Source organism: Chthonobacter rhizosphaerae (assembly GCF_013839525.1).
Lineage (GTDB): Bacteria > Pseudomonadota > Alphaproteobacteria > Rhizobiales > Pleomorphomonadaceae > Chthonobacter > Chthonobacter rhizosphaerae.
Genome location: NZ_JACDIS010000013.1, coordinates 62,429 through 79,965 on the forward strand (window position 1 = coordinate 62,429; position 17,537 = coordinate 79,965).

The window sequence follows — 17,537 nt, forward strand, 5'->3', positions numbered from 1 at the left end:
CGGCCCGCCCCGGCGGGGACCCGTTCGGGCGTCACGACCAGGACATGACCACGGAGATCGAGATCAGGCGCGCGGGCGATCGCAAACGGGCATCCCGTGTGCGGCTCCGCCGGCTCGTCTTCGGCCGCGCGAGCCGTGTGGTCGGATCCTTCGTGTTCTCCAGCCTCACCCGGCGGATCCTCGTCCTCAACCTGGCGGCGCTGATCGCGCTCGTGGCCGGCATCCTCTACCTCAACCAGTTCCGCGCCGGCCTGATCGACAGCCGGGTGGAGAGCCTGCTGACCCAGGGCGAGATCATCGCGGCCGCCATCGCGGCTTCGGCGACGGTGGACACGGATTCCATCACCATCGACCCGGAGCGCCTGCTGCAGCTCCAGGCGGGCGAGAGCATGTCGCCGTTCGACGAGCTGCAGGCGCTCGACTTTCCGATCAACCCGGAACGGGTGGCCCCCATCCTGCGCCGGCTGATCTCGCCGACGCGCACAAGGGCGCGCATCTACGACCGGGACGGGACGCTGATCCTGGACAGCCGCTTCCTCTATTCGCGCGGCCAGGTGCTGCGCTTCGACCTGCCGCCGCCCCAGCCGGAGGAGCCCTCCCTCATCGAGCAGGCGTGGTCGCAGGTGAAGTTCTGGCTGCGCCGGGCCGACATGCCGGTCTACCAGGAGCTCGCCGGCTCGAACGGGCGCGGCTATCCGGAGGTCGCGACGGCCCTCGACGGCTCGCCCGGCACGGTGGTGCGGGTCAACGAGCGGGGCGAGCTGATCGTCTCCGTGGCCGTGCCGGTGCAGCGGTTCCGCGCCGTGGTGGGCAGCCTGCTCCTCTCCACCCAGGGTGGCGACATCGACGCCATCGTGGAGGCGGAGCGGCTCGCCATCATGCGCGTGGCGCTGGTGGCGTCCGTCGTGACGGCGACCCTCTCCATCCTTCTCGCCGGCACCATCGCGGCGCCGCTGCGGCGCCTGTCGGCCGCCGCCGACCGGGTGCGCCGCGGCGTGAAGCACCGGGAGGCCATCCCGGACTTCCCCGACCGGGAGGACGAGATCGGCCATCTGGCCCGCTCCTTCCGGGACATGACCACCGCCCTCTTCAACCGCATGGACGCGATCGAGAGCTTCGCGGCGGACGTGAGCCACGAATTGAAAAACCCGCTGACCTCCTTGCGGAGCGCGGTGGAGACGTTGCCGCTCGCCAAGACCGACGAGAGCCGGGCGCGCCTGATGGCCGTGATCCAGCACGACGTGAAGCGTCTGGACCGGCTGATCACCGACATTTCCGACGCCTCGCGCCTCGACGCGGAACTGGCGCGCGAGGACGCGGTGCCGCTGGACGTGGCCAAGCTCCTCGCCAGCGTGGTGGGCATCGCCCGGGAGGCGGGACGGCGCACATCGGTCGGCGTGGAGCTCGCCATCGCGTCCGGGCCGGACAAGCCGAGCTTCATGGTGGCCGGCCACGACAGCCGGCTCGGCCAGGTGATCCACAACCTGATCGACAACGCCCGCTCCTTCTCGCCGGCGGACGGCACCGTGCGGGTGAGCGCCCGGCGGGAGGGAGACTGGATCGTCGTCACGGTGGACGACGACGGCCCCGGCATCCGGCCGGACGCCCTCGACCGGATCTTCGAGCGCTTCTACACGGACCGGCCCGAGGGCGAGGGCTTCGGCAACAACTCCGGCCTCGGCCTTTCCATCTCGCGGCAGATCGTGGAGGCCCACCGGGGCACCATCCGGGCGGAGAACCGCCACGACGACCCGGCGGACCCGGAGCGGGTGACGGGCGCGCGGTTCACCGTGCGCCTGCCGGCGGAGACCTGACCGATGGCCGCGACCCAGCCCACCGTGCACGCGGGCTGCGTGGTTCTCGGCGACGCGGGCGTCCTCGTCCGGGGACCGTCGCAAAGCGGCAAGACCACGCTCCAGGCCCTCCTGGTGGATCGGGCCCGGACGGCGGGGCGATTCGCCGTCTTCGTGAGCGACGACCGGACCTTGCTCGCCGCCCACGGCGGCCGGCTGATCGCGCGCGCGCCCGCCCGCCTCGCCGGGCTGCGGGAGGCGGCCGGGCGGGGCATCGTGGCGGTGGCGCACGTGGACGCCGCGGTGGTGCGGCTGGTGGTCGATCTGGTCGACGGCGAGACCCTGCCTCGGATGCCCGAGGAGGCGCTGCTGGCGACGCGCCTCGCCGGCGTGCCGGTGCCGCGCCAGCCCGTGCCGGCGCGGTCGGCGCTCGTGGCCGCCCTCCTGGTGGAGAGCGCCCTTTCGGTCCTTGGGGCGATGTGGCCGGCCGGCCACGAGGCGGCGAGCATGTCCCCGGACGCACGGGAAGCCTTTGGAGGTCGGCGATGATTGTTCTTGCTTCGGCGTCGCGTCTGGTGAAGATGGGCCTCCGTTCCGGTGCGCAATCCGGACCACTCTGCGGCGACCGCGGCCCGAAGGCCCGCATGCCGATGCCTGGGGGACGGACGAGGGAATGATCGGCTTGGTTCTCGTGACCCACGGACGTCTCGCAGACGAGTTCCGTGCCGCGCTCGAGCACGTGGTCGGCCCCCAGACCCGGCTGGAGACGATCTGCATCGGGCCTGACGACGACATGGAGCGCCGCCGGCGCGACATCCTGGAGGCCGTCGATCGGGTGGACGCCGGCAAGGGCGTGGTGCTTCTCACCGACATGTTCGGCGGCACGCCGTCGAACCTGGCGATCTCGGTCATGGACCACGGCAGCGTGGAGGTGATCGCGGGCGTCAACCTTCCCATGCTGATCAAGCTCGCCAGCGTGCGGGCCGACAAACCGCTGGCGGACGCGGTGACCGACGCGCGCGACGCCGGGCGCAAGTACATCAGCGTCGCCAGCCAGGTGCTCTCCGGACAATGATGGACGCCGATCGCATGGACACCGACGGGCTCGTGCGCGAGCTCGCCATCGTGAACCGCAAGGGCCTGCATGCCCGTGCGTCGGCCAAGTTCGTGCAGTGCGTGGAATCCTTCGACGCCGAGATCCTGGTCTCCAAGGACGGCCAGTCCGTGTCGGGCACCTCGATCATGGGCCTGATGATGCTGGCGGCGGGGATCGGCTCCACGATCCAGGTCTCTGCCAGCGGGCCGGAGGCGGAGGCCGCCATGGCGGCGATCACGGCCCTGGTGGGCAACCGCTTCGGCGAAGAGGAATGACGCCGGCCGCCTGAGACGGCGGCAGGGCGCGGGATCCGGCGCCGCCGCGGTCCGCGAACCGGAAGCGCAAATCGGCGCCCGTCAGAACCCGCCCATCTCCTGGACGCCCGGATCGAGCAGCGTGTGGAAGCGGCGCGCGGCCACGTGGGCGAAGCGCAGGAGCGTCGCCTTGCGGGTGGCGGGGGCGAGGCGGTGCTCCGGGGCGTCGCGCAGCACGGCGGCGCCGAAGCCGTCCGCCAGAATGAGGCCGGCGTCCTCCGGGAAAATGTCGAGCGGCACCGCCTCGTGGGTGGCGAAGAACAGCCGGTCGCAATGGCGGCGGTAGTCCGGCCACTTGCGGTCGGCCCGGAAGTCCTCCACGGACGACTTGATCTCCACGATCCAAAGGTCGCCGTTCGGCGCGAGCCCGACCACGTCGGCCCGCCGGCCGGAGGCGAGCGGCAGTTCGGTGACGATCGAGAAGCCGAGGCCGATCATCATGCGGCCGACGCCGCGCTGGACGAGGCGGGCCCGTTCGGACTGGCGGCCGTCGACGACGAGGGCCTCGATCAGACGGGCGGATTGGTCGGCCATCAGGGTGTCTCCTTCGGCCTTATTGTTCTTCATCCGTTCCGGTTTGGCAACCTGCGCCGGCACGGGCGGCGAAGTCGGCGTCCTCGGAAAAGCGCGCCGCGGCCTCCCGGGCCAGGGCATCCGCCTCCGCGCGCCGGCCGAGCCGGTCCAGAAGGTCGATGCGCCGGCGGGGCACGATCTTTCGGTAGCGCTTCGGCAGGGTGGACAGGATGGGCGACCGGCCGATGACCCCGTCGACGTCCGCGAGGCGCCGCTCCGCCCCGTCGAGGTCGCCGCGGGCCTCCAGGGCGGACGCTTCCAGGAGGGCGACGCCCGGGTTGTCGGGCATGGCGAGGGCCCGCACCGCGTCCGGATGCGGCGGGTCCGACGATCGCAGCGCGGCCGCGAGGGCGGCGAAGCGCCCGTGGCGCCCCGGGTCCAGGCGGGCCGCGAGGCCGCGCGCGGCGATCTCCGCGCCCGGATCGCGGCGGAAGGTGGAGATGATCCGGCGCACCACGTTCAGCGCGTAGAGGTGGTCGTGCACCTCGTGGCCGGAGAGGACCGGCAGCAGCCGGACGCGGCCGTCCTCGGCGAGGGGCGCGAGGCGGCTCGCCACACCGGCGTCGTAAGGATCGAACAGGCCGGTGATGACCGTGGTCGCCTCCCGCGCCCGCGTGGCGAGGAGGTCCTCGAGGGACGGTTCGCCGGACCGGGGCGGAAGGCCGGCGGCGGCCGACTGGCTGCCCGCCTCGCCGATCCGCCCGTCGGGCGCGTAGACTATCGCCTCGGCGCCCGGCCACCGGGCGGCGGCGGCAAGCGCCCCGAAGGCGCCCATGCTGCTGCCGTAGAGGACGACGCGGGCGGCGCCGGAGCGTCCCGCGGCCTCCCGGATGGCGGCGTCGACCGCATCCTCGGCGCCCCGGTACCAGATCGCCTCCGGCTGGTTCAGGAAGAGGCACGGGTGGGCGGTGCGGGCGAACAGGCGCGACAGGCCGTAGCGGCCGCGCGGGACGCGCACCTGGGAGAAGACCACCGCCAGGACGTCGCTGCCGCGGCCGGCCACCGCCCGCGCGGCGAGGCCGTCGACCTCCCGGTCGAACAGGATGCGGTTCGCCGCGTCGCCCTCGGTCACTGTCGCACCCATTACTTTTCACCCCGTCGCCCGTTGCGTCCGCCCGCCATCTCCGACACATCCTTTGGGCCCACCGCGGACCGACGGGGAATCACACCCCGCCGCGCCACGGGCGATCAGTCGACCGGCAGGGAACGAGGGCCGATGGAGGATCAGTTGAGACCCGCCCGCCAGGGCGGCCGCCTCGCGCTCGTCGACATGGCCCGCGGCGTCGCCATCGTGGCCATGGTCGTCTACCACGTCTCCTGGGACCTGGCCTATGTGGGCTTCGTCGACTGGGACGTGGCCCGCGACCCGGTCTGGCGCGGGTTCGCCATCACGATCGCCGCGACATTCCTGGTGATCGTGGGCGTCAGCCTCGTCATCTCGGACCGGCGGGGCGTCGGGGCGCGGCAGCGCGTCCGGCGGGTCGCGACCATCGCCGCCGCGGCGGCGCTCGTTTCGATCTCCACCTACGCGATGTTCCCGCAGGCGTTCGTCTTCTTCGGCATCCTGCACATGATCGCCGCCGGCAGCATCCTCGCCCTGCCCTTCGTGCGGGCGCCGCTCGCCGTGGTGATCGGGGCGGCACTCCTGGCGCTGGGGCTGCCGTGGGTGGCGGCCGGCGACGCGTTCAACGCGCCGGCGCTGCTGCCCCTCGGTCTTGCGACGGACGTGCCGCCGTCGAACGACTACGTGCCGATCTTTCCCTGGCTTGCGCCCGTGCTCGCCGGCGTCGCCATCGGCCGGCTGCTGCCCGAGCGGTTCGGTCCGGCCGAGCCGGCCGCCTTCGGGGCGCCGGGCCGCATTCTGGCGACGCTCGGCCGGTGGAGCCTGGTGATCTATCTGGTCCATCAGCCTCTGCTGTTCGGACTCCTGTCCGGGGCGGCCGCCCTGGTGCCGCCGGACGCCGGGCGGGAGCGCGCCCGGTTCGTCGGCGGATGCGAGGCGGAATGCGGCCGCACCCAGCCGGATCGGGCGCTCTGCACCCGGTTCTGCGCCTGCGTGGCCGACAGCCTGGACGGGACGGGCCTGTTCGAGACCCGGGACGGCGACCCGGCCGACGGCAGCCTCGTCGCCGCCGCCGCGGGCAGTTGCCGGCGCGCCGTGGACGTGCCGTTCGACAGCGGCGCGACCGAATAGGGCTGCGTCGCGGGGCCTGCGGTGAGCGGCGCGCGGGCGGGATCCGGCCCCGTCGGGCCGGACCGCGCCCGGCCTGGGGTCTCGGCCCGGACTGCGTTCGGGCTTAGTCCTCCGCGGCGAGGCCTTCTGCCGCCTCGCGGCGCTCCTGCGCCTTCAATTCGTCGATGCGCGGCATGGACATGACGGAATAGCCGCTGTCCACGAAGTGGATCTCGCCGGTGACGCCGGACGCGAGATCGGACAGGAGATAGAGGGCGGAGCCGCCCACCTCATCGATGGAGACCGTTCGCTTCAGAGGCGCGTTCTTCTTCTGGAAATTGTACATGAGGCGGGCGTCGGTGACGCCCGCGCCGGCCAGCGTGCGCACCGGGCCGGCCGAGACCGCGTTGACCCGGATGCCGCGGTCGCCGAAGTCGGCCGCCAGATAGCGCACCGAGCTCTCCAGCGCCGCCTTGGCGACCCCCATGACGTTGTAGTTGGGCATCACGCGGGTGGAGCCGCCGTAGGTGAGCGTCAGGAGCGACCCGCCGTTCGGCATCAGGTCCACCGCGCGCCGCGCCACTTCGGTGAAGGAGAAGCAGGAGATCACCATGGTGCGGACGAAGTTGTCGCGCGTGGTGTCGGCGTAGCGGCCCTTCAGCTCGTTCTTGTTGGAGAAGCCGATGGAGTGGACGACAAAGTCGATCGTGCCCCAGGCATCCTTCAGCGCCGAAAAGACGCCGTCGACCGTGGAGACGTCCTCCACGTCGCACGGGAGCAGGAGCTTGGACCCGACCTCCTCGGCGAGGGGTCGCACCCGGCGGCCGAACGCCTCGCCCTGGTAGGTGAAGGCGAGATCCGCGCCTTCGCCGGCGAGCCGCTTGGCGATGCCCCAGGCGATCGAGTGATCGTTGGCGACACCCATGATGAGGCCGCGCTTGCCGGCCATGAGCCCGGTCATGCCTTACTCTTTCGTGTCCGAGTGATCGTCTGGATCAGGCCGCGTAGCGCTGGAACACCAGCGTGGCGTTGGTGCCGCCGAAGCCGAAGGAGTTCGACAGCACGGTGTTGAGGTCCGCGTTGTCGATCCGCTCCCGCACGATCGGCACGTCGGCGAACTGCGGGTCGATCTCCTCGATGTTGGCGCTCTCGCAGATGAAGCCGTTGTTCATCATCAGAAGCGAGTAGATCGCCTCCTGGACCCCGGTCGCGCCGAGCGAATGGCCGGTGAGCGACTTGGTGGCGGCGATCGGCGGGATGGCGTCGCCGAACACGGCGCGGATCGCCTCGATCTCCTTCTCGTCGCCGACGGGCGTCGAGGTGGCGTGCGGATTGATGTAGTCGACCTTGCCCTTCACGGTGGAGAGGGCCTGGCGCATGCACCGGATGGCGCCCTCCCCCGACGGGGCGACCATGTCGTAGCCGTCCGACGTGGCGCCGTAGCCGACCACTTCGCCGTAGATGCGGGCGCCGCGCGCCTTCGCGCGCTCCAGCTCCTCCAGCACCAGCACGCCGGCGCCGCCGGCGATCACGAAGCCGTCGCGGTTCTTGTCATAGGCCCGGGAGGCCTTGGCGGGCGTGTCGTTGTACTTGGACGACATGGCGCCCATGGCGTCGAAGAGGACGGACAGCGTCCAGTCGAGCTCCTCGGAGCCGCCGGCGAACATCACGTCCTGCTTGCCCCACTGGATCATCTCGTAGGCGTTGCCGATGCAGTGGTTCGACGTCGCGCAGGCGGACGAGATGGAATAGTTGACGCCCTTGATCTTGAACCAGGTGGCGAGCGTCGCCGATGCGGTGGACGACATGGCCTTCGGCACCGCGAACGGGCCGACGCGCTTCGGCCCCTTGGTGCGGGTGATGTCGGCCGCCTCCACGATGGCGTGGGTGCTGGGACCGCCGGAGCCCATGATGATGCCGGTGCGCTCGTCGGAGACGTCCGCCTCCTCCAGGCCGGAATCGCGGATGGCCTGTTCCATGGCGACGTGGTTCCAGGCGGTGCCGCCGCCGTGGAAGCGCATGGCCCGCCGGTCGACCACGTCCTCGGCGTTCAGCGTCGGCGCGCCCTGGACCTGGCAGCGGAAGCCGTGCTCGGCGAACGACTCCGCCCGGGTGATGCCGGATCTGGCCTCGCGCAGGGAGGCCAGCACTTCCTGGGTGGTGTTGCCGATGGACGAAACGATGCCCATGCCCGTCACGACGACGCGTCTCATGACAGTCCCTTATCCTCTTCGATCCTGGTTGCGCAGCGGACGACCGGCGTCGGCGGGGCCGCCCCGCCGGCTCCGGACCGACCGGCCGTTCCGGTCCCTTCGGTCTTCCCGACCCTCAGCCGCCCATGGCGGGCTCGGCCTTGAACAAGCCGACGCGCAGATCCGCCGCCTTGTAGATGGTCTGCCCGTCCGCCTTCAGCCAGCCGTCGCCGATGCCGAGGACCAGCTTGGAGCGGAGCACCCGCTTCAGGTCCACGCCATATTCGACGAGCTTCACGTCGGGCGTGACCATGCCGGAGAACTTGACCTCGCCCACCGAGAGCGCGCGGCCGCGGCCCTGGGAGCCGAGCCAGCCGAGAAAGAAGCCGAGCATCTGCCACAGGGCGTCGAGGCCGAGGCAGCCCGGCATCACCGGGTCGCCCTTGAAGTGGCAGGGAAAGAACCAGAGGTCCGGCCGGATCGCCAGGATGGCGCGCACGTGCCCCTTGCCGAACTCGCCGCCATCCTCGGAAATCTCGGAGATCCGGTCGAACATCAGCATGGGCGGAAGCGGAAGCTGGGCGTTGCCCGCGCCGAACAACTCGCCGCGTCCGCAGGCAAGAAGATCCTCGTATTCGAAACTCGTCTGTCGCCCATCCATGCCGGGTCGTCTTCCTCTCAAGGCCGTCGGGCGCGCCGCCACGTCTGGCTGCCGCATCGGATCCCGGCGGAAATTTGCGTGCAGTCCTAACACAGGTGCATCGGCATCGAAAGCCTCGCACCGGCGGGGCGGACCCATCCTCGGTCAAACTTGCGAAGAACCCGCAGGATCCCTATTATCCGTCGTGAACGGGACCGCACCCTCGCGGCCCGGTCCGTGATCGAGAGGTCCGCCAGCATTCCGTCCGGGCCGGACGGGCCGGGCGATCGGGATCGTTTCGGGCTAGTGGAATACTCGTCGATGGATCGAAAGCTGCCGCCGGCCACCACCACCTACGGCACGACGCGCTCGACTCATGCCTCGGCTGGAGCGGGGATGGGCGCGGGACGCACCAACGTGCGCAGCCTGCTGAGCGGCGCCGGCCTGAGGCCGACGCGCCAGCGGATGGCTCTCGGCGAGATCCTGTTCGGCCGCGGCCATCGCCACGTGAGCGCCGAACAGCTGCACGACGAGGCCCAGGGCGCGCGGGTGCCCGTGTCGCTCGCCACCATCTACAACACCCTCCACCAGTTCACCGAGGCGGGTCTCCTGCGGGAGGTCGCGATCGACGGGACGAAGACATACTTCGACACCAATGTGGACGATCACCACCACTTCTTCGTGGAGGGTTCGAACGACGTGTTCGACATCCCCGCCGCGAGCGTTTCCATCGAACACGTTCCCGAGCCGCCGGAAGGCATGGAGATCGTGCGCGTGGACGTGGTGGTCCGGCTTCGCCCCCGCGACCCGTCCTGACCCGGCCCCTGCCGCCGGGGCGCCTTTCCGACCCGGCCCGCGCCGCGCAGGCAACGACCGGAGCCGCCCGACGCCTTGAGTTGAGCCTGCCGGGCCAACGTGCGTCCGACGCGGCCCTCGTCCGGTTCGCCTCCGGCGATCCGTCGTCGGCCGTCCGGCGTCCAGTCAGTCGAACGTCTCGTCCGGATAGACGCCCCAGAGCGAGGCCTGGGCGATCCAGCCGGAGAAGGTCTTGCCCTCCAGCCGGCACCACGTCCCCGAGCATTCCTTGACGTTGGCCTGGACGCCGGGCTCCACCATGGCGGTGACGCGGGTCGCCTCGTCCGGGTCGGCGTGGAGGTTGATCGCCGTGCGGCTCTTGTCCCACGGGGCGACAAGGGCTGTGCGCACGCCGGTCAGCAGGCTGTGGAAGACCCAGCCCTCGGCGCCCTCGAAGTCGCGGATCCGCCGCCAGTTCTCGAACTCCTGGGTGACCTCCACCGGAAGGCCGGCGCGCACGTAGCGCCACACCACGTCATGCTCGCGACTCGGCCCGCGCCGCACATTCACGGCATCCGACTTCAGGCTGACGAACCGGGGGACGGGCAGGCCGCTCGGGCCCTTCGTGGTGCCCTGGGCGGACGCGACGGACGGAGCGGCGAGCGCCAGGCAGAGCGCGAGCGGCAGGACGATCTGGAAAAGGAATTTCTGGCGGAACTGCATAGACTTCATACCGTGCACGGAGCCGCTGAATTGCGGCGACAAGGCGACGGGCCGGAGGCGCCGGCCCGGCCTGGCGGGACGCCCCCCTGCCATCGCGGGCCGGTTGCCATACCCCGCGGATGCGCCTGTTGTCGCAGTTTGTATTCGCCGGTCCTTCTGATAGGAAGACGACTTGGCCGAAGGCCCCGGACCGACCGGGCCCCTTCACTGTCTCCGACCGCGGTTAAGGTTTCATCAACGTTGGTTTCGCGGTCGTTTCCAACGGGCGGGCGCGCCCCGCGAGGAAGGTTCGTCGAGTGATGGCCCGAAAGAAACCTCTTGTGGTCGTGACGCGCAAGCTGCCGGACATGGTCGAGACCCGGATGCGCGAGCTGTTCGAGACGCGGCTCAGCCATGAGGACCGGCCGCTGACCCAGGCCGAGCTGGTGGAGGCGGTGCGGACCGCCGACGTGCTGGTGCCGACCGTGACGGACCGGATCGACGCGGGCGTGCTCAGCCAAGCGGGCCCGAACCTCCGTCTCATCGCCAACTTCGGCAACGGCGTCGACAACATCGACGTGGACACGGCGACCGCCCGCGGCATCACGGTGACCAATACGCCCGGCGTCCTCACCGAGGACACCGCCGACATGACCATGGCGCTGATCCTGGCGGTGCCCCGGCGGATCGCCCAGGGCATCAAGGTGATCGAGCGGGAGGAATGGCACGGCTGGTCACCCACCTGGATGCTGGGTCATCGGATCTGGGGCAAGCGCCTCGGCATCATCGGCATGGGCCGGATCGGCCAGGCGGTGGCCCGCCGGGCGCTCGCCTTCGGCATGTCGATCCACTACCACAACCGCCGCAGGCTGCCGGCCGAGATCGAGGAGAAGCACGAGGCCACCTGGTGGGAAAGTCTCGACCAGATGCTCGCCCGCATGGACGTGATCTCCATCCACTGCCCGCACACGCCGGGCACCTACCATCTCCTGTCGGCGCGTCGCCTGAAGCTTCTGAAGAAGGAAGCCTATGTGGTGAACACCGCCCGCGGCGAGGTGCTGGACGAGAACGCCCTCGCCCGCATGCTGGAGGCGGGCGAGCTCGCCGGGGCGGGCCTCGACGTGTTCGAGCACGAGCCGGCGGTGAACCCCAAGCTGGTGAAGTCCGACCGGGTGGTGCTCCTGCCGCACATGGGCTCGGCCACCATCGAGGGCCGCATCGACATGGGCGAGAAGGTCATCATCAACATCAAGACCTTCATGGACGGCCACCGGCCGCCCGACCGGGTGCTTCCGTCGATGCTGTGAGGGAAGGTAGGCGGTATTCGGCAGTCGGCAGTCGGCAGTCGGAACGTGGTGCCCTGGGCCACCGCCTCGACATGGGCGAGAAGGTCATCATCAACATCAGGACCTTCATGGACGGCCACCGGCCACCCGACCGGGTGCTGCCGTCGATGCTGTGAAGAAGGTTGGCGGTATTCGGTAGTCGGCAGTCGGCAGTCGGAACGTGGTGTCCTGGGCCACCGCCTCGACCTTCCTACTGCCGACTGCCGACTGCCTACTCCCGACTGCCTCACGACCGAGCGACCTGGTCCAACGGCAGGGTCCCCATCGACTTCACCGTGTTGAGAACGAAGTTGCTCCGGATGTCCTTCACGCCCGGGAGCTTCAGGAGCGTGTCGAGGAGCAGGCGCTCATAGGCGGCGAGGTCCGGCAGGACGATCTGAAGCAGGAAATCCGATTCGCCGGAGACCAGATGGCAGGACACCACCTGGGGCAAGGCCGCGACCGCCTCCCGGAAGGCGGTCGCGTGGGCGTCGTCGTGACGGTCCACCTTGATACCGACGAAGACCGTGAGACCGAGCCCGATGGCCGTCCGGTCGAGGAGCGCCCGGTAGTCCGTGATGACGCCGGCCTCCTCCAGAAGGCGCACCCGCCGCAGGCATGGGGAGGGCGACAGGCCCACCTCGGCGGCGAGGTCCACGTTGGAGAGCCGGGCGTCGCGCTGGAGGGCGGAGAGGATGCGGCGGTCGATGGCGTCGAGAGGCAGATTTGGCATGATCGCGACGTGGAACCTAGGTAGACATCCTGTTCGTTGCGCATTCTAGGCTCTTTGATACCCACATCGCAAGGACATGCCAGCTGCTCCGGGCCTATCTTGAGGGCTCGCCGGATCGCCACCGTCCAGAGGTCCGGCTGTCGCGGAGACCTCGCGCCATGTTCGGCCTTGCCCTTGACCAGCTTTCGCTCTTCGTGACGGCTCTCGCCGTCGTCTATCTCGTGCCCGGCCCGGACATGATCCTGGTTCTGCAGACAGGCGCGGCCCGGGGCCGGTCGGCGGCCCTCGCCGTGGCGGCAGGGCTTGCGGTCGCGCGGGCGAGCCATGTGGCGCTCTCCGCCGTCGGCCTCGCTGCCCTGATCCAGGCTTCGGACCTCGCCTACGAGGCGGTGCGCCACGCCGGCGCGGCCTACCTCGTCTACCTCGGCGTGAAGCTGCTGCGGGCGCCTTCGCTGCGGATCGCGGCGGACGCGCCGGAGATCGCGGCCCTGTCCCATGCGGAGGCCTTCAGGGCCGGGCTCCTCACCAACCTGATGAACCCGAAGGCGCTGCTCTTCTGCTCCATCCTGCTGCCGCAGTTCGTTCACCCGGAGGCGGGACCGACGGCGCCCCAGTTCGCCGCGCTGGGGCTGCTGCTGGTCTTGACGGGCCTGCTGTTCGATCTGGTGTTCGCCGCGCTCGGCGATCGGATCGGCGCGGCGGTCCATGGATCACGATGGGCGGAACGCGCCGAGCGATGGCTGTTCGGCTCGTTGCTGATCGCGTTCGGCGTCAGGCTCGCGTGGGCCTGAGCGTCAGGCGGCGGAAGTCCGGGCGGCCTTGTAGCGGACCGTCTCGAAGCGCATTGAGAGCGCGTCGATCAGAAGAAGCCGGCCGACGAGCGGCTCGCCGATGCCGCAGAGAAGCTTGATCACCTCCATGGCCTGGAGCGAGCCGACGATCCCCGGCAGGGCGCCGATGACGCCGGCCTCGGCGCACGTGGGCACGGTGCCGGGCGGCGGGGCTTCGGGGAAGAGATCCCGGTATCCGGGGTTGGGCCGTCCGTCCGGCCCGGTCTCGTAGGGCAGAAGCGTGGTGAGCGAGCCGTCGAAGGTGCCGATGGCGCCGCTGACGAGCGGTCGGCGCTCCGCCGCGCAGGTGTCCGCCAGGAGATAGCGGGTGGTGAAGTTGTCGGACCCGTCCACGACCACGTCGAAGGGGCGGACGAGATCCGCGGCGTTGTCGGCCGTCAGTCGGACCGGGTAAGCCTCCACCGCCACATGCGGGTTGATCGCCCGCACGGCCTCGGCGGCGCTCTCCACCTTGGACCGGCCGATGGAGCCGGTGTCGTGGATGACCTGCCGCTGCAGATTCGACAGGGAGACGGTGTCGTCGTCCACCAGGCCGAGCGTGCCCACCCCGGCGGCCGCCAGATACTGGATCACCGGCGCGCCAAGACCACCGGCGCCGACGACCATCACCCGCGCGGCCTTGAGCTTCTGCTGCCCCGGTCCGCCCACCTCCCGAAGGATGATGTGGCGGGCATAGCGTTCGATCTCGATGGAGGAGAGGGTCATTGGCGTCTCAGGTGTCCGAGAGCAGGAAAATGGCCACGCCTCGACGTCTCGCGGCGGCAAGAAGGTCGCGATCCTTGCTCGCCAGCGGACGGCCGCTCCTGAGAGCCACGTCCAGGTAAGCGGCGTCATAGACCGTCAGGTGCTCCATGCGCGCCAGATCGACAAGGCCCGCCAGACTGGAGACGTCCGGTTCGACGGTGATCGGCAACGTCTTCAGCCGGCGGATCAAGGCCTCTGAGGCACCGGGGTCGATCCGGCGGCGCCGTTCCGCCTGCAGGAGGACGTTGGCAACTTCCAGCAAGAACAGGGGCGGAACGATCGCGCCGTACGCTTCCACATGCGCCAACAGCCGATCGGAAGCCGGTGTCGCCTCGTCGCTGAAGCACCAGCAGAGAGCGGCCGAGCAATCAAGAACCACCACGTTCAACGTCGCCCCTCATCCCGCAGCGCCTTCCAGTCGAGACCGTCGAGCGTTGCACCCGCGCGCAAGCGCCGGAACGCGCGCACGGCTTCAGATGCTTCGGGGTCCACGGTCGGCCCGCTCGCCTCTTTACCTGCGGACAGGACAGACACGAGCCGTGCGACGACCATGCCGTTCTTCTCGATCCACACCTCCTCACCTTGCTCCACACGGTCGAGAAAGGTGGCGCTGTCCCTGGCGAAGTCCTCGGCGGCGACCCTGATCATCGGCCCACTCCCTTTGAACCAAACATAGTCGCCGCCGCGGGTCTTGTCACAGGATGAAGCGGCTGAGGTCCGTGTTCTTGGCGAGGTCGCCGAGGGCGGACCGGACGAAGGCGGCGTCGACCACCACCGTCTGGCCGGACCGGTCCGGGGCGTTGAACGAGATGTCGTCCAGGATCCGCTCCATCACGGTCTGCAGCCGGCGGGCGCCGATGTTCTCCACAGTGGCGTTCACCTCCACGGCGACGCCGGCGATCTCGTCGATGGCGTCCTCGGCGAACTCCAGCGTCACGCCCTCCGTGGCCATCAGCGCCACATACTGCTTGATGAGGCTCGCCTCCGGCTCGGTCAGGATGCGGCGGAAGTCGTCCCGCTCCAGGGGTCTCAACTCCACCCGGATCGGCAGGCGGCCCTGCAGCTCCGGCAGGAGGTCGGACGGCTTGGCCACGTGGAAGGCGCCGGATGCGATGAAGAGGATGTGGTCCGTCTTCACCGGGCCGTACTTGGTGGAGACGGTCGTGCCCTCGATCAGCGGCAGCAGGTCGCGCTGCACGCCCTCGCGGGACACGTCGCCGCCGATCCGGCCGTCGCGGGCGCAGATCTTGTCGATCTCGTCCAGGAAGACGATGCCGTTGTTCTCCACCACGTTGATGGCCTCCTGGACGATCTGGTCCTGGTCGAGGAGCTTGTCGCTCTCCTCCTGGATCAGGAGTTCGTAGGAGTCCTTCACGGTCACGCGGCGGGTCTTCTTCTGCCCGCCCATCATCTTCGACATCATGTCCTGGAGGTTCATGACGCCGATGGAGCCACCCGGCATGCCGGGGATCTCGAAGCTGGCCGGCCCGCCCGAGCTGGCGACCTGGACCTCGATCTCCTTGTCGTCCAGAAGGCCGTCGCGCAGCTTCTTGCGGAAGCTGTCGCGGGTGGCCGGGCTCGACGAGGCGCCCACGAGGGCGTCCAGCACCCGCTCCTCGGCCTGGAGGTGGGCTTTGGCGCGCACGTCCTTGCGGCGGTTCTCCTTCACGAGGCCGATGGAGGCCTCCAGGAGGTCGCGGACGATCTGCTCCACGTCGCGGCCCACATAGCCGACTTCGGTGAACTTGGTGGCTTCCACCTTGATGAAGGGCGCGTTGGCGAGCTTGGCGAGGCGGCGGGAGATCTCCGTCTTGCCGACGCCGGTCGGGCCGATCATCAGGATGTTCTTCGGCAGCACCTCCTCGCGCAGCGACCCGTCCAGCTGCAGGCGGCGCCAGCGGTTGCGGAGCGCGACGGCCACGGCGCGCTTGGCGTCCTTCTGGCCGACGATGTAGCGGTCGAGTTCCGAGACGATCTCCCGGGGCGAAAAATCGGTCATGGCGTGTCCTCGGGCGATCAGCGGGCGGCGTCGAGCTTTTCGAGCGTGACGCTCTCGTTGGTGTAGACGCAGATCTCGGCGGCGATCTTCATCGCCCGGCGGGCGATGGTCTCCGCGTCGAGATCGGTGTCCACCAGGGCGCGGGCGGCGGCGAGGGCGTAGTTGCCTCCCGACCCGATGGCCGCCACGCCGTGCTCCGGCTCCAGCACGTCGCCGGTGCCGGTGAGGACGAGGCTGGTGGACTTGTCCGCCACGATCATCATGGCCTCCAGGCGCCGCAGGTAGCGGTCCGTGCGCCAGTCCTTGGCGAGTTCCACGCAGGCGCGGGTGAGCTGGCCCGGGTACTGCTCCAGCTTGGCCTCCAGCCGCTCGAACAGCGTGAAGGCGTCGGCGGTCGCGCCGGCGAAGCCCGCGATCACGTCGCCCTTGCCGAGCGGACGGACCTTGCGGGCGGTGTGCTTGATCACGGTGGCGCCGAGGCTCACCTGGCCGTCGCCGGCGACGACGACCGTGCCGCCCTTGCGCACGGTCACGATGGTCGTGCCGTGCCAGGTGGGCAGCGTGTTCTGGTCTGACATCAAAAGCTCCTTGTTCAGCGGGCCCTCGCCGGTCCGAAGCCCCGGCGGGGTCCCCCGTCAGGCGCTTTATGTATGCGCCGCGACCGTCTATGCAATCGTCCGGACCCGCCGCGCCTTCCAAGGACCGCCCCAAGGATCATCCATGCGCCTTTTCGTCTTCGGCCTCGGCTATTCGGCCCTCGCCTTCGTGCGCCGCAACCGCGCCCGTTTCAGCTGGATCGGCGGCACCACCCGCTCGGCCGAGAAGGCCGAGGCGCTGGCGGCCGACGGCATCGAACCCTTCCTGTTCGACGGAACCGCGCCCGGCGCGGGCGTCTCGGCGGCGCTCCGGGAGGCGCACTTCGTCCTGCAGTCGATCGCCCCCGCCGAGGGGGCGGCCGGCACCAACGACCCGGCGCTCCGGTGGCACGGGGCGGACCTGCAGGTCGGCCGCAAGCCGATGGCCGTCGTCTACCTGTCCACCGTCGGCGTCTATGGCGACCACGGCGGCGCGTGGGTGGACGAGCGCACGCGCGTGAAGCCGAAGAGCGCCCGCTCCGTCGCCCGGGTCGCCGCCGAGGAGGCCTGGACCCGCTACGGCGCGGAGAGCGGCGTGCCGACCGCGATCCTGAGGCTCTCAGGCATCTACGGCCCCGGCCGCAACGCCTTCGTGAACCTGACGGAGGGGACGGCCAAGCGCCTGGTCAAGCCCGGACAGGTGTTCAACCGCATCCACGTGGACGACATCGCCGGGGCGATCGGCTGCGCGCTGTTCGGCCGGACGGGCGGCGTGTTCAACATCACCGACGACGAGCCGGCGCCGCCCCAGGACGTGGTGGCCTACGCGGCCGCCCTGATGGGCGTGGAGCCGCCGCCGGAGCAGGACTTCGCCACCGCCACCCTGTCGCCCATGGCGCGCAGCTTCTATGGCGAGAACAAGCGCGTGTCGAACGGCCGGAGCAAGCGCGACCTCGGCCTGACGTACGCATACCCGACCTACCGGGCGGCGCTCGACCGGATGTGGCGGGAGGACACCTGGCGCTGACGGCC

21 protein-coding genes are annotated in these 17,537 nt (G+C 70.2%); 9 read left to right on the plus strand and 12 right to left on the minus strand.

The genetic code is table 11. From position 1 onward, the window contains the following. Window positions 1-44 precede the first annotated feature (44 nt). From HND91_RS19110 to HND91_RS19125, 4 genes are all read left to right on the plus strand, one after another. Entirely contained in the window at window positions 45-1,814 is a 1,770-nt protein-coding gene (locus tag HND91_RS19110; RefSeq protein WP_181708205.1) for a sensor histidine kinase, read from the plus strand. 3 nt (window positions 1,815-1,817) lie between these two features. Next, the gene (locus HND91_RS19115) at window positions 1,818-2,342 is read left to right on the plus strand and encodes an HPr kinase/phosphorylase (protein ID WP_181708206.1); all 525 of its coding nucleotides are present in this window, start codon (window positions 1,818-1,820) and stop codon (window positions 2,340-2,342) included. A 124-nt stretch (window positions 2,343-2,466) separates the two neighbouring features. Then, window positions 2,467-2,868, plus strand: coding sequence for a PTS sugar transporter subunit IIA (locus HND91_RS19120; RefSeq protein ID WP_181708207.1), 402 nt, complete (start codon window positions 2,467-2,469; stop codon window positions 2,866-2,868). Then, window positions 2,865-3,164, plus strand: a complete 300-nt coding sequence (locus HND91_RS19125; RefSeq protein ID WP_246329582.1) for an HPr family phosphocarrier protein — start codon at window positions 2,865-2,867, stop codon at window positions 3,162-3,164. Before HND91_RS19120 ends, HND91_RS19125 begins: the two co-directional genes overlap by 4 nt. 81 nt (window positions 3,165-3,245) lie before the next feature. On the opposite strand, the gene HND91_RS19130 is transcribed toward HND91_RS19125, so the two are convergent. Beyond that, window positions 3,246-3,737 (minus strand): MmcB family DNA repair protein, encoded by a 492-nt coding sequence (locus HND91_RS19130; RefSeq protein WP_181708208.1) that lies wholly within the window; start codon window positions 3,735-3,737, stop codon window positions 3,246-3,248. A gap of 19 nt (window positions 3,738-3,756) precedes the next feature. Continuing rightward, window positions 3,757-4,860, minus strand: coding sequence for a hypothetical protein (locus HND91_RS19135; protein ID WP_181708209.1), 1,104 nt, complete (start codon window positions 4,858-4,860; stop codon window positions 3,757-3,759). A 144-nt stretch (window positions 4,861-5,004) separates the two neighbouring features. Here HND91_RS19135 and HND91_RS19140 point away from each other — a divergent pair, with 144 nt between their 5' ends. Beyond that, on the plus strand, window positions 5,005-5,970 hold the full coding sequence (locus tag HND91_RS19140; protein ID WP_181708210.1) for an acetyltransferase domain-containing protein: 966 nt from the start codon (window positions 5,005-5,007) through the stop codon (window positions 5,968-5,970). A 103-nt stretch (window positions 5,971-6,073) separates the two neighbouring features. On the opposite strand, the gene fabI is transcribed toward HND91_RS19140, so the two are convergent. From fabI to fabA, 3 genes are all read right to left on the minus strand, one after another. Further along, window positions 6,074-6,910 carry an enoyl-ACP reductase FabI gene (fabI, locus tag HND91_RS19145; protein ID WP_181708211.1) on the minus strand — a complete coding sequence of 279 codons (837 nt, stop codon included), beginning with the start codon at window positions 6,908-6,910 and terminating at the stop codon, window positions 6,074-6,076. A 34-nt stretch (window positions 6,911-6,944) separates the two neighbouring features. Further along, window positions 6,945-8,162: a beta-ketoacyl-ACP synthase I gene (gene fabB, locus HND91_RS19150; protein WP_181708212.1), complete on the minus strand. Its 1,218-nt coding sequence runs from the start codon at window positions 8,160-8,162 to the stop codon at window positions 6,945-6,947. Between the two features lie 115 nt (window positions 8,163-8,277). Next, entirely contained in the window at window positions 8,278-8,802 is a 525-nt protein-coding gene (gene fabA / locus HND91_RS19155) for a 3-hydroxyacyl-[acyl-carrier-protein] dehydratase FabA (RefSeq protein WP_181708213.1), read from the minus strand. Between the two features lie 375 nt (window positions 8,803-9,177). Between fabA and irrA the strand changes: the two genes are divergently transcribed. Further along, complete coding sequence (gene irrA, locus HND91_RS19160) at window positions 9,178-9,597, plus strand: iron response transcriptional regulator IrrA (RefSeq protein ID WP_210272803.1); 420 nt, start codon at window positions 9,178-9,180, stop codon at window positions 9,595-9,597. A gap of 165 nt (window positions 9,598-9,762) precedes the next feature. Here irrA and HND91_RS19165 read toward each other — a convergent pair whose 3' ends face one another. Beyond that, window positions 9,763-10,308 (minus strand): SH3 domain-containing protein, encoded by a 546-nt coding sequence (locus tag HND91_RS19165; protein WP_343057411.1) that lies wholly within the window; start codon window positions 10,306-10,308, stop codon window positions 9,763-9,765. A gap of 290 nt (window positions 10,309-10,598) precedes the next feature. Between HND91_RS19165 and HND91_RS19170 the strand changes: the two genes are divergently transcribed. Next, window positions 10,599-11,585, plus strand: coding sequence for a 2-hydroxyacid dehydrogenase (locus HND91_RS19170; protein ID WP_181708215.1), 987 nt, complete (start codon window positions 10,599-10,601; stop codon window positions 11,583-11,585). A gap of 265 nt (window positions 11,586-11,850) precedes the next feature. Here the strand turns inward: HND91_RS19170 and HND91_RS19175 are convergent, their stop codons facing one another. Further along, a complete protein-coding gene (locus HND91_RS19175; protein WP_181708216.1) occupies window positions 11,851-12,336 on the minus strand; it encodes an Lrp/AsnC family transcriptional regulator in 486 nt (161 codons plus the stop codon). Window positions 12,337-12,494: 158 nt separating this feature from the next. Here HND91_RS19175 and HND91_RS19180 point away from each other — a divergent pair, with 158 nt between their 5' ends. Then, window positions 12,495-13,127, plus strand: coding sequence for a LysE family translocator (locus tag HND91_RS19180; protein WP_181708217.1), 633 nt, complete (start codon window positions 12,495-12,497; stop codon window positions 13,125-13,127). 3 nt (window positions 13,128-13,130) lie between these two features. Here the strand turns inward: HND91_RS19180 and HND91_RS19185 are convergent, their stop codons facing one another. Genes HND91_RS19185 through hslV form a run of 5 tightly spaced genes read right to left on the minus strand, consistent with a single transcriptional unit; the run spans window position 13,131 to window position 16,508 of the window. Next, on the minus strand, window positions 13,131-13,892 hold the full coding sequence (locus HND91_RS19185) for a molybdopterin-synthase adenylyltransferase MoeB (RefSeq protein WP_181708218.1): 762 nt from the start codon (window positions 13,890-13,892) through the stop codon (window positions 13,131-13,133). Window positions 13,893-13,899: 7 nt separating this feature from the next. Further along, complete coding sequence (locus HND91_RS19190) at window positions 13,900-14,313, minus strand: type II toxin-antitoxin system VapC family toxin (RefSeq protein ID WP_343057414.1); 414 nt, start codon at window positions 14,311-14,313, stop codon at window positions 13,900-13,902. A gap of 2 nt (window positions 14,314-14,315) precedes the next feature. Next, window positions 14,316-14,579 (minus strand): type II toxin-antitoxin system prevent-host-death family antitoxin, encoded by a 264-nt coding sequence (locus HND91_RS19195; RefSeq protein WP_181708220.1) that lies wholly within the window; start codon window positions 14,577-14,579, stop codon window positions 14,316-14,318. 46 nt (window positions 14,580-14,625) lie between these two features. Further along, window positions 14,626-15,930 carry an ATP-dependent protease ATPase subunit HslU gene (gene hslU, locus HND91_RS19200; protein ID WP_181708221.1) on the minus strand — a complete coding sequence of 435 codons (1,305 nt, stop codon included), beginning with the start codon at window positions 15,928-15,930 and terminating at the stop codon, window positions 14,626-14,628. A gap of 17 nt (window positions 15,931-15,947) precedes the next feature. Further along, entirely contained in the window at window positions 15,948-16,508 is a 561-nt protein-coding gene (gene hslV / locus HND91_RS19205; protein WP_181708222.1) for an ATP-dependent protease subunit HslV, read from the minus strand. A 142-nt stretch (window positions 16,509-16,650) separates the two neighbouring features. Between hslV and HND91_RS19210 the strand changes: the two genes are divergently transcribed. After that, window positions 16,651-17,532, plus strand: a complete 882-nt coding sequence (locus HND91_RS19210; RefSeq protein WP_181708223.1) for an SDR family oxidoreductase — start codon at window positions 16,651-16,653, stop codon at window positions 17,530-17,532. The last annotated feature ends 5 nt before the right edge of the window (window positions 17,533-17,537 follow it).

Coding starts and splice junctions, on each gene's coding strand:
- HND91_RS19110 (WP_181708205.1), top strand. CDS start 45: ATGACCACGGAGATCGAGATCAGGCGCGCGGGCGATCGCAAACGGGCA.
- HND91_RS19115 (WP_181708206.1), top strand. CDS start 1,818: ATGGCCGCGACCCAGCCCACCGTGCACGCGGGCTGCGTGGTTCTCGGC.
- HND91_RS19120 (WP_181708207.1), top strand. CDS start 2,467: ATGATCGGCTTGGTTCTCGTGACCCACGGACGTCTCGCAGACGAGTTC.
- HND91_RS19125 (WP_246329582.1), top strand. CDS start 2,865: ATGATGGACGCCGATCGCATGGACACCGACGGGCTCGTGCGCGAGCTC.
- HND91_RS19130 (WP_181708208.1), bottom strand. CDS start 3,737: ATGGCCGACCAATCCGCCCGTCTGATCGAGGCCCTCGTCGTCGACGGC.
- HND91_RS19135 (WP_181708209.1), bottom strand. CDS start 4,860: ATGGGTGCGACAGTGACCGAGGGCGACGCGGCGAACCGCATCCTGTTC.
- fabI (WP_181708211.1), bottom strand. CDS start 6,910: ATGACCGGGCTCATGGCCGGCAAGCGCGGCCTCATCATGGGTGTCGCC.
- fabB (WP_181708212.1), bottom strand. CDS start 8,162: ATGAGACGCGTCGTCGTGACGGGCATGGGCATCGTTTCGTCCATCGGC.
- fabA (WP_181708213.1), bottom strand. CDS start 8,802: ATGGATGGGCGACAGACGAGTTTCGAATACGAGGATCTTCTTGCCTGC.
- irrA (WP_210272803.1), top strand. CDS start 9,178: ATGGGCGCGGGACGCACCAACGTGCGCAGCCTGCTGAGCGGCGCCGGC.
- HND91_RS19165 (WP_343057411.1), bottom strand. CDS start 10,308: ATGAAGTCTATGCAGTTCCGCCAGAAATTCCTTTTCCAGATCGTCCTG.
- HND91_RS19170 (WP_181708215.1), top strand. CDS start 10,599: ATGGCCCGAAAGAAACCTCTTGTGGTCGTGACGCGCAAGCTGCCGGAC.
- HND91_RS19175 (WP_181708216.1), bottom strand. CDS start 12,336: ATGCCAAATCTGCCTCTCGACGCCATCGACCGCCGCATCCTCTCCGCC.
- HND91_RS19180 (WP_181708217.1), top strand. CDS start 12,495: ATGTTCGGCCTTGCCCTTGACCAGCTTTCGCTCTTCGTGACGGCTCTC.
- HND91_RS19185 (WP_181708218.1), bottom strand. CDS start 13,892: ATGACCCTCTCCTCCATCGAGATCGAACGCTATGCCCGCCACATCATC.
- HND91_RS19195 (WP_181708220.1), bottom strand. CDS start 14,579: ATGATCAGGGTCGCCGCCGAGGACTTCGCCAGGGACAGCGCCACCTTT.
- hslU (WP_181708221.1), bottom strand. CDS start 15,930: ATGACCGATTTTTCGCCCCGGGAGATCGTCTCGGAACTCGACCGCTAC.
- hslV (WP_181708222.1), bottom strand. CDS start 16,508: ATGTCAGACCAGAACACGCTGCCCACCTGGCACGGCACGACCATCGTG.
- HND91_RS19210 (WP_181708223.1), top strand. CDS start 16,651: ATGCGCCTTTTCGTCTTCGGCCTCGGCTATTCGGCCCTCGCCTTCGTG.